The sequence below is a fragment of the Mycobacterium sp. E136 genome (genome assembly GCF_001666865.1).
Taxonomy (GTDB): Bacteria; Actinomycetota; Actinomycetes; order Mycobacteriales; family Mycobacteriaceae; genus Mycobacterium.
In genome coordinates this window covers 1-9,607 of sequence record NZ_LZJE01000132.1, presented here as the reverse complement: position 1 = coordinate 9,607, position 9,607 = coordinate 1, and the positions used below count along the sequence as shown (strand labels likewise).

Below are 9,607 nucleotides of genomic sequence, written 5' to 3'. Positions count from 1 at the left end.
GGGTCGGCGTTGGGTCTGTGGTCGGTGGCCACGGGCGGCATCACTTCTTCGATGCTGATGCCGTCCGGCGCCGAGCCGTCGGACTTGCGGGCGAGCGCACCTTTTCCGTGGCGACTCGAGACCACGCCGTAGGGAACGCGCGGAATGGCCTGAAGCGTCTCGATTTTCAGCACGTCACCGGGCTCGGCGCCGTCGATGAACACCGGACCGGTCACCACGTGCGGACCGTCCTTGTCGAAATTGCGGGGCGTGCGGTTGTACTCGGCCGCGACGGCGATCGCGTCCTGCAGCACATCCGACTCGCCGACCCCCTTGCCGCCGAAGTACTCGACCGGATTGCGGCCCTGGTCCTCGAGGATCCCTTCGTGGGACACCGTGTCGACGGTGATCGTCTGCTCCGAGCGCATCGTCTTCACCGGTGTGGCGTGCACGGTCGGGACATAGCCCCACAGCACCTGATCGGGTACGGACTGCAGGTAATGGTCGCCCGCGATGTCACCGTGGTCGGGTTGGAGGACCTCGAAGCGGCCGGTGCCGGCCCCGGTTGCCGCGGGGTGTCGCCCGTCGTGCAGGCGGCTGCGACGGCACCGATGCCCGCGCCCGCCCCCACCGCTGCCACCGCGCGAACGAAATCGCGCCGGCCGATCCCTCTGGTGATGGTTTCGGCGGCAGCTTGTGCGAACGACTCATTCATCTAGGTGACCTCCGGGTTGTCGGTCGTCCCGAAGCTACCCACGCGGTGTTGCGTCGATGTTGCCGTCAGGTTCGAGACCGTTGACGTCGGGCACGGCCGAATCGAGCCGAAACGAATGCGGAACGTCTAGCGTCAGGTAGAGATTCAGCCTCACGCGGGAGGTGTCGAGATGCGCGGTCAGCGATTCATCGTGTCGGTGGCGAGCGCAGCGGCCGCTGCGATCATCGCGGCGTCAGGCGTCGCGCACGCCATGCCGCCCCCGCCGACGCCGGATCTGGCCAGTGCGGAGTGGACCGTGACCGACGGCTATCTGACGAAGCAGATCGGATGTACGCCGGACACACCGGGTGACCCGGTTTCAATCACGTGGGACCCGCCGGGCTTCATTCCCGGGGTGGGTGGTACGGGAATGATCCACGACGCCAATCCCGCTCTCGGCGGGCAGTTCTCGGCGATTTAGGTGCCCCACCCCGGCTTCTGGAACGTCGAGTACCAGTTCTGCTGAGCCATCTCGTAGGCTCGGTGTTTCACGTTTCAATCAGTGCGGTTACGGGCACCCGTTCGCACGACGCGACCGCATCGTGCGCCCGACGCGCAGATGTGAGTTCGAATCGCTCAAACTGCAGCGCCTGTCTGCACGACATAGGGGGATCAGCGGCATGCCGCCGGACGACGGGGAGCGTTCGACATCGGTCGTCGTCGTCGGCAATCAACGCGTGGTGTACGCGGGCATCGAGGCGTGGTTGAGGCGCAGCCGCCCGCGCACGACGGTCGTCGATCATTTCACCAGCCCGGTGGAGTTCGCTGCGACATACCGTGTCGGCTCCCCGGGCCTCGTCGTGTTGTTCGACCTTGCCTGCGACGGCGGCGGACCGGATCTCGACGCGCTTCGACAGATTTGCGACGCGGGCCACCGTGTGGTCGTCTACACCTGTTCGCTCGACGACGATGTCGCATCTGCCGTCGGCGACGCCGGCGCCGTCAGTTGTATCGCCAAGCATGAGCCCGAGCATGTGCTGGCGGCGGCGATTGACGCCGCCGCGCGCAACGAACAACTGCGAGCGGTTCCGCAGATGGCACCGGCCTCCGGCAACAGCCGACGGAAGACTCGACCGCAGCTGACTCACCGCGAGCGCCAGGTACTGATCGCCTGGTTCCAGACCGACAACAAGAACGCGGTCGCGCAGCGGTTGTACATCGAGCCCTCGACCGTCGCGACCCATCTCCAAAGGGTGCGGGCGAAGTACGCGGCGGTCGGCAGGCCGGCCCCGACCAAGGCCGCTCTGGTCGCCAGAGCTATCCAGGACGACATTCTCGACGTCAACGATCTGTGAGTCTGCGCCACGGCCGGTGTCATCTGAACAGATGAACTAACTAACGTTTGCCTCTCGCCCAGATAACGGTTGCGTTAATACTTTCAAGCCCGCACACGCGGTGGTTGGTCCCCATCTATGAGAGGCACGAGCATGAAGAGAATGATCGCCGCGGGAACGCTGGCGCTGGGAGGGCTGCTCGCCCTCGGTGTCGGCGTGGCGCACGCGGACGAGGTCCAAGTAGAGGGCGCCTACTCAACGCTCGATGCCTGCCAGGTCGACGGTCCGAACGTCGAGATTGCGCAGGGCGATGCGAACTACGGGCACTGGGATTGCCGTCAGGGCGGCGACGGGCTCTGGTACGTCTGGCTGAGCAGCTGATGAGTCATTCGGTGAGCGGTCGGGCGGAGGTATCGGACCGGCGATGAATTCTGCCAAGGTTGCACTGCGGGTCGCTGCGCTGCGGGTCGGGGCCGTCGCTTTCTCGCTCGGGGTAGCGGGGTTGGTCGGCACCGCAGGTATGGGGACGGCGTTCGCCGATGAAGGAGGACAGTCGTCCTCGAGCTCATCGTCGGATTTCTCGAGTTCATCGGCGGAATCGGCGGTCTCGTCGTCGAGTTCGCCAAGCTCGTCGGTCGGCTCGACGGGCGGATCCGCCGCGTCGGGTACCAGGCCGCGGACGACATTCGGCTCGGGCCGGTCGACGACGAAACCCGACCGCGACATGTCGGAGACCCGTTCAACCCGGAGTTCGTCGACCGAGCGGACATCGCGGAGGACCAAAGTAGTTTCTTCCGCGGAATCGTCGGCGAAGGACACCGCAACGGATTCGGCGTCTGCGTCAAGCACCGGTACGGCCACGTCGGCGCCGGTTACGAAGACGGTCGAAGAGGCCGCCAAGAGCCAGACGGACACCCGTCCAGAGCTGGTCGACCCCGCTCCGATCGTCGCCGAGGTGACGACTGAGCGAGAGTCGAGAAAGAACCGATCGGACCGCGTCGCCACCGAGTCGCCGGCGTCTCACAGAGCCGCCGCAGCCGTCATCGGAAGCACGTCGCAGACGAACAACGACACCGGTGATCGATCGCTCGCGCGCGTAACCGATTCCGGCGCAACCGACGTCACTGCGTCGCGCACGGCCACCGGCGTCGAGACCGTCGTCGAGACGCCGACGACGGCGGTGGAGATCGATGCGCCGCTGGTGTTGTCGGAGAACGTCGCCGCGGACAATCACGGCACGATCGTCCAGTCGGGCGATCCCGCCCCCTCCACCGCGCCGATCGGCGTTGTGTCGGGTCTGCTGTCGGCAGTCGGTCTCGGCTCGCCGTTGTCGACCGTCGACGGGCCGGTGGACCCGCTGCCGGGCGTGTTTCTCGTGGGCTCGCTGGATCTGGTCCGCCGTGACCTCGAACAACTGAACGACAGTCAATCCGCTGACGACACCCAGCCGGTCACGAACACTCTGATTACCGAAACACCCGCGGAAGAACTGCTTGCCGTCGGCACCACCGCGGCAGCGGATTCCAACTCCGAACCGCCCCCCGTGTGGACGGTCCCCGATGAGCTGACCGTCGATCCGACGTCGGCCGAACGTACCGCGGCTTACATGAAGGCTCAGGCCGAGCGGATCGAGGCGTTCAACGAAGCGCAGGCCGCTCGGAAAGAAGCGTTCGACAAGCAATTGGCCGCGTATGCGGACAACCCGCTGGGGGCGCTCGTCGGCAGCGTCGGCTACGTCGTGTCCGAACTGGTGAACACCGCAGCGGTCGTGGTGACGGAATTCGTCAACTACATCTCGTTCGCGGTCACGGAGTTCATCCACGGGCTGAAGGATTGGTTCACCGCGCCGGCCGTCTTCACCGGCCTGTACGGCGACCCGGACGGGAGCGCTCAGTATTGGCGAGTGCAATCGGCCGAGAACTGCGTCCTGCAGTCGGCGGCGATGATCGTCGGCCAACTCACGGGAACCACGCCGGAAGAAGCCGAAATCGCCGGCAAGGCAATGGCGCTCGACAGTGTGGTCGACCCGACCCGGAAGATGTATTTGGGCTTGGACACCAACGACCGCGTCGCCGACAGAGACGCCATCGCTCTGCTGGATCGTGAATACGGCATCAAGGCCACCATGACGACATACGACAAGACGGAGGGCAACCTCGCGCTGCGAGCCCTGGCGGCCGCACTGGACGACAACACGAAGGCCGTCTCGGTCGGCGTCCAGGGCGCAACCATCTGGAATGCCGTCGAGGGCGAACCGCTGCCCGGCATCTCGTCGGCGGACCATCAGGTGGTCGTGACGGGCATCGACTTCACCGAGCGGGTCGTGTACCTCAACGACAGCGGGTTCCCCGAGCAAGGGAAGAAGATGAAGGTCCCGCTGGACGCCTTCATGAGGGCGTGGCACACCGACAACTACGAGACGTGGGTCGCGGAGCTCAAGCAGCCGAGGTCGTCAACGTCGGATGTCGCATCCGCTCGTATCTCCCACGATGGGGTGCTGCTGGAGGTGGCGTAGGCATACCCTGCGTCGCGCCTCCGGCGTCGCGGGCTACCAGCGGTAGTCGAGGAACTTCCCGTCGAACGTGACCACGACACGATCGCCGTCGGGATCCTGGCGGCGCCGGACGTCGACCTTGAAGTTGATCGCGCTCATGATGCCGTCGCCGAACTCCTCATGGATGAGTTCTTTGATCGCAGGCCCGTAGACGGCGAGCGCCTCCTGGAACCGGTAGATGGTCGGATCCGACAACAACTTCGGGTCGATGCCGCGAGCGGGTTGAAGCTGCAGGCTCTCCCCTACCGCGGCGTCCAGGTCGAGCACGGCGCAGGCGCGTTCGGCCTGTGCTTGCGACATCGGGTGTTGACCCAGCAGCGCGGCAACGCACCAGACCCGGGGCGCATCCAGGGCGTCGGCGATCTCGGTCCAGCTCAGTCCCTTCCGGGTCTTCGCGGCGATCACCAGTGCGGCTGCATCGGTCTTGGGCATGATCGGGTTCATGCGCTGACCTTATTCACCTCGGCGCCGGCCGAGGGGGTGAGGGTCGGCAGCTCGAACCTGGGCGCCCCGGTACGGGCATGGGTTGCGAACAACGTGAGCCCCACGAACGTGATCCCTCCGACGAGATTGCCTACCACCGTGGGAAATTCGTTCCAGATGAAGTAGTCCGCGATCGAGAAGTCACCGCCGAGCATGAGACCGGACGGGAACAGGAACATGTTCACCACCGAATGTTCGAAACCCATGTAGAAGAACAGCATGATCGGCATCCACATCGCGATGACCTTGCCCGACACGCTCGTGGACATCATCGCGGCCACCACGCCGGTCGACACCATCCAATTGCAGAGGACCCCGCGGACGAACAACGTCAGCATGCCGGGGGCGCCGTGCTCGGCGTAGCCAACGGTGCGGCTGTGCCCGATCTCGCCGAGCCGCTGCCCGACCTCATTCGGGTCGACGCTGAACCCGTAGGTGAAGACGATGGCCATCAAGAAGGCGACGGTGAGCGCACCGGCGAAGTTGCCGACGAACACCCAGCCCCAGTTGCGCAACATCGTGCGCACGTTTACACCGCGGCGCTTGTCCAGCAGCGCGAGTGGCACGAGCGTGAAGACGCCGGTGAGCAGGTCGAAGCAGGCAGAACCCGACCGGGAATGCATCCGTGTTGCCGAATCCGCACAGAGGCAGATCTGTGGCTGTGAGATCCGGCGTAGTCACGACCGGGTGCGCTTCGCCAGAGCGCGGCGGGGGAATACCGTTGCGGTGATGAGCTCGCAACGGCCCAGGGTCCTGATCATCGGTGGCGGATTCGGGGGTTTGTTCTGTGCTCGCCGACTGGCGAAAACGGATGTCGACGTGACTCTGCTCGACCGCTCCGCCGGCCACCTGTTTCAGCCGCTGCTGTACCAGTGCGCGACGGGGAAGCTCAGCATCGGCCACATCAGCCGTCCGTTGCGTGAGGAATTCGCTCGCTACGACAACATCAGGACCCTGCTGGGCGAGGCGATCGAGATCGACCCGTCCGCGCGAACGGTCACCGCGCTGCGCCCGGACGAAACCCGCTTCGCCGTCGACTACGACGTCCTCGTCCTGGCAGCAGGTATGAGGCAGTCATACCTGGGCAATGAAGCGTTTGCACACTGGGCACCGGGTATGAAGACGCTCGATGACGCGCTGGAGATCAGGCAGCGCATCTTCACCGCATTCGAGATCGCCGAGACCTTGCCGCCCGGCGCCGAGCGGGCGAGCTGGCTCACCTTCGCGGTCGCCGGAGGTGGCCCGACCGGAGTGGAACTGGCCGGCCAGATCCGGGAAATGGCCACTCGCACCCTGGCGAACGAGTTTCACAGCATTGAGCCCGAGGAGGCGCGGGTGCTGCTCTTCGACGGTGGCACGCAGATCCTGAAGAGCTTCGCGCCCGACCTCGCCACGAAAGCGGCTCAGAAGCTGACGAAGCTCGGCGTCGAGATGCACCTCGGTGTGCATGTGACCGATGTCCGCCGTGACGGCGTCACCGTCACCCCCAAGAAAGACGGCCCCGACAGACATTTCGCGACGCGGACCGTCCTGTGGACCGCGGGTGTCGAGGCTGTCCCGTTCGCCCGGCACGCCGCTGAAGTCCTCGATGCACCGACCGATCGCGCCGGCCGGATCCAGGTCGAACCGGACCTGAGCGTCGCAGGGCACCCAGAGATCTTCGTCATCGGTGACCTCGCCGGCCGCGACAAGCTGCCTGGTGTAGCCGAGAATGCCATGCAGGGCGGCCTACACGCAGCGGCTTGCATTCGACGGGACCTCTCGGGCCGGCCCCGCCGCCCGTACCGTTACCGCGATCTCGGATCCGCGGCCTACATCAGCCACGGCAATGCGCTGCTTCAAGTGGGCCCAGTCCGGGTCTCCGGCTACCTTGGCTGGCTCGCTTGGGGCCTGATTCATATCGCGTTTCTCACCGGCGTGAGCAACCGCATCAGCACCGTCTCGACCTGGCTGGCCTCCATCGCACGCGCCGGCCGCTACCACCGCGCTTTCATGCTCGGCGGGGCGGACCGTCCCGAACAGCGCTATACATACTCGACGTGGGATCTCCCGGAACCGCCGCCACCGGTACACCGCTCTTCTCGACCATGACCTCGCCCGGCGTCCGCCGACAACTCCTATGGTCAGGTCATGGTGGCGGGATCTGCCGGGAGACGTTGTCGCCGTCCGGATTTGACTGATCGCAACTGCCGCACATAGTTGTCGTACCTGCTGTCGAACGGTGGTCTCTACGGACGGCTGGCTCTGCCGGTTGCCGTGGTGCTGTGGCTCTACCGTCTTTTCAAGCGCCGCTCGACCGCCTGACCCATCACAGCGCGATCGCCAGGCATTCTTCCGTGACAGACGGGCGCGGCCACTGCGATTGCCACTAGCATCGGCCATCGTGGGTGGCGAACCTCCGGTCCCCGTGACGCGGACGCATCGGGCTGCGCAGACGTTGTCCCGGTTGAATTTCGCGCAGATCAGACGTATCGCGCTTCTGCTGGTTCTCGCCGCCACCGCCGCGTTCGGCGGCCTTGACACCGTCGACAAGCGTGTCACCCCGTTCAGCGTCGCGCAGAAGTTCAGCGACGGGCAGTTCACGATCACCGTCGAGCGAGCGCGGTTCCTTCGTGAACTCAAGGGCGGCATGGCGACCATCGGTACCGCCCAGCCGGGCAAGGTCTACCTCGGCGTGGTAGCGAACGTGGACAACACCGGCACCGTGCCCGGACGCCTGCGCAATCTCTTCGACCTGCAGGATCTGCCCGGCAAGGAATTCTTCGGAACGTTCCGGTTCCGCGACGGTTCATCGCTTCAAACCCTCGGTCCGGGACTCACCGAACAGTTGGTGTTCACATGGCTGCTACCCGAATCGAGCGCGCAGTCGGTGCAGGCGGTGACGATCCGGGTGTGGAAGAAGCAGTACACGCAGTTACTGGTCACCTACGGCGGCAAAGAATGGATCGACACCGACGACTACGGCCAGATCGTCGTTCCGGTCCAGGGGCTGACATGAGTCCGCGCACGCGTCGGGCGCTGGTCGTGATCGGGACTGTCATCACGATCGCGGCGGCCGCCGTGGTGTGGCAGAACCTTCCAACCCCGCCCGACGTCACGGGGCCGTTCGACGTGTATGGCCGAGCCGGGCAACGCACCGCCGGACGTGACGTCGCGGCAACGGTCACCGACGTTCGAGCCGCCGCCATGGTGAATTCCGTTGCTCCTGCCGGTATTTGGGTGGTGGTCGATGCCACGCTGGAGGCGCCGGTCAGCACCGAGCTGCCCCGCAGTGATCTGATCGTCGGGCCGAACACCTACACCCCCACCGACCGGTTCTTCCTCAAGACCCTGCGGGATGACGTCAGCCCCGGATTCGAGCAACGGGGATCGTGGGTGTTCGACGTCGCGCCGGCATTGATCGAGCCCGGGTCGTCCGAGCCGGTGACGCTGAGGGTGTGGACGGGCTACGACGAACAACTCGATTCCCGGCTCATCATCGATATTCCGCGTGCAGACATCGACCGGGTGCGCGCCGTGACGCTGCAACCTCCCGTGGACAGTGCGTCATGAGAAGGTGGCTGTCGAGACTGTGGGTACGCAACCTGATCGGGGCCGTCGTTGCAGCGGGGGCGCTAGTCGTCGTCATCGCAACCACGTTGGGCGATCAGTGGGCGACGTACCGTCAAACGACGGTGCCCGAAGTCGTTGTGGCCAAAGGCCAGTCGGGAACAGCCGATGGCTTCACGTGGCGGGTCGAATCGATCAAACACTTGAACCGTAACCCCCTACGGTTCGGGCCCGACCTGCCCGAGGGGGCCGTGTTGACGGTCGTCACCGTGGACCGGTCGGGTCCGGCACGCGAGAATCCGGCGACCTGCACCGGTGTCATCACCGACGGTCAGCGACGGTGGTCGTCCGAGAAGGCGGGTGGAATGGCGCCGATCGCACCCGACGGTGTCTCGCTGCGCTGCGAGAAGCCCGGCCTACAGCAGTTCGCGTTCGTGTTGCCTCATCAAGTGGTGCCCACCGCGCTCGACGTCACGACCTCTGAGGGTCGACTTCTGCTGCGGATGCTGCTGTAGCCTCCTCCTTTTCGAGCTGCTCGAGGCAGTACGCCACCGTGGATGCGATCAGGCAGACTCGCAACGGCTCGATGATCAGGTGGGAGGCGACGGCGATCGTCTCGGCGAAGCCGTACCAGAAGTTTAACGGATGCGGTCCGAGAAGCCATGCCACGAAACGGAACAGATACCCGTTGCCCACCTCGGGGCGATAGAAGGCGCCCGACATGTCGAGCCACGCCAACCCGAGGTAGCCGAGTATGTACAACGACAGCGCGAACACGCCGCCGTGAAGGATGAGGCGCGCCGATGTGGTGATCGATCGCGCGGCGGCGAGCCGAAAGAGGCTCAAAGAGCGCGGATGGGACGTGCCCGAAACCTTCGGCGAGAAGGTGCGCTCCTGGCTGCTGTCCAAGCTCGGCAACTACCGCACAATCGTCGACTCGGCGCGCCTCATCCTTCACGGCGGCGTGTTCGCGCTGTCGTTGTACATACTCGGCTACCTCGGGTTGGCGTGGCT

The 9,607-nt window shown here is 65.3% G+C and carries 10 protein-coding genes and 2 pseudogenes; 8 read left to right on the top strand and 4 right to left on the bottom strand.

Annotated elements, in window-relative coordinates:
• Positions 1-694 (bottom strand): annotated as a pseudogene (locus A5698_RS09095) (acetamidase/formamidase family protein); the annotation flags it as partial.
• Between the two features lie 169 nt (positions 695-863).
• Between A5698_RS09095 and A5698_RS09090 the strand changes: the two are divergent.
• The 4 genes from A5698_RS09090 (at position 864) to A5698_RS09075 (ending at position 4,522) form a co-directional block, all read left to right on the top strand.
• Positions 864-1,154, top strand: coding sequence for a hypothetical protein (locus A5698_RS09090; protein WP_068295698.1), 291 nt, complete (start codon positions 864-866; stop codon positions 1,152-1,154).
• A 199-nt stretch (positions 1,155-1,353) separates the two neighbouring features.
• Positions 1,354-2,028, top strand: a complete 675-nt coding sequence (locus A5698_RS09085) for a helix-turn-helix transcriptional regulator (protein WP_068295695.1) — start codon at positions 1,354-1,356, stop codon at positions 2,026-2,028.
• Positions 2,029-2,160: 132 nt separating this feature from the next.
• Positions 2,161-2,388: a hypothetical protein gene (locus A5698_RS27905; RefSeq protein WP_084792343.1), complete on the top strand. Its 228-nt coding sequence runs from the start codon at positions 2,161-2,163 to the stop codon at positions 2,386-2,388.
• A 574-nt stretch (positions 2,389-2,962) separates the two neighbouring features.
• Positions 2,963-4,522, top strand: coding sequence for a C39 family peptidase (locus tag A5698_RS09075; protein WP_068295691.1), 1,560 nt, complete (start codon positions 2,963-2,965; stop codon positions 4,520-4,522).
• Between the two features lie 33 nt (positions 4,523-4,555).
• Here the strand turns inward: A5698_RS09075 and cynS are convergent, their stop codons facing one another.
• Together cynS and A5698_RS09065 are read right to left on the bottom strand one after the other, a co-directional pair.
• The gene (cynS, locus tag A5698_RS09070) at positions 4,556-5,005 is read right to left on the bottom strand and encodes a cyanase (protein ID WP_068295689.1); all 450 of its coding nucleotides are present in this window, start codon (positions 5,003-5,005) and stop codon (positions 4,556-4,558) included.
• Positions 5,002-5,662, bottom strand: a pseudogene (locus tag A5698_RS09065) (formate/nitrite transporter family protein); the annotation flags it as partial. The gene cynS and the pseudogene A5698_RS09065, both read right to left, overlap by 4 nt.
• Positions 5,663-5,773: 111 nt before the next feature.
• Here A5698_RS09065 and A5698_RS09060 point away from each other — a divergent pair.
• The 4 genes from A5698_RS09060 to A5698_RS09045 all read left to right on the top strand — a co-directional run bounded on the left by A5698_RS09060 (position 5,774) and on the right by A5698_RS09045 (position 9,108).
• Positions 5,774-7,135, top strand: a complete 1,362-nt coding sequence (locus A5698_RS09060; RefSeq protein ID WP_068295687.1) for an NAD(P)/FAD-dependent oxidoreductase — start codon at positions 5,774-5,776, stop codon at positions 7,133-7,135.
• 292 nt (positions 7,136-7,427) lie between these two features.
• Complete coding sequence (locus A5698_RS09055; protein WP_231967352.1) at positions 7,428-8,042, top strand: hypothetical protein; 615 nt, start codon at positions 7,428-7,430, stop codon at positions 8,040-8,042.
• Entirely contained in the window at positions 8,039-8,596 is a 558-nt protein-coding gene (locus A5698_RS09050; protein ID WP_068295685.1) for a hypothetical protein, read from the top strand. The genes A5698_RS09055 and A5698_RS09050 overlap by 4 nt, the downstream gene beginning before the upstream one ends.
• Entirely contained in the window at positions 8,593-9,108 is a 516-nt protein-coding gene (locus A5698_RS09045) for a hypothetical protein (protein WP_067089274.1), read from the top strand. The genes A5698_RS09050 and A5698_RS09045 overlap by 4 nt, the downstream gene beginning before the upstream one ends.
• Here the strand turns inward: A5698_RS09045 and A5698_RS09040 are convergent.
• The gene (locus tag A5698_RS09040; protein WP_156670670.1) at positions 9,065-9,439 is read right to left on the bottom strand and encodes a hypothetical protein; all 375 of its coding nucleotides are present in this window, start codon (positions 9,437-9,439) and stop codon (positions 9,065-9,067) included. The genes A5698_RS09045 and A5698_RS09040 overlap by 44 nt on opposite strands.
• Between the last annotated feature and the right edge of the window lie 168 nt (positions 9,440-9,607).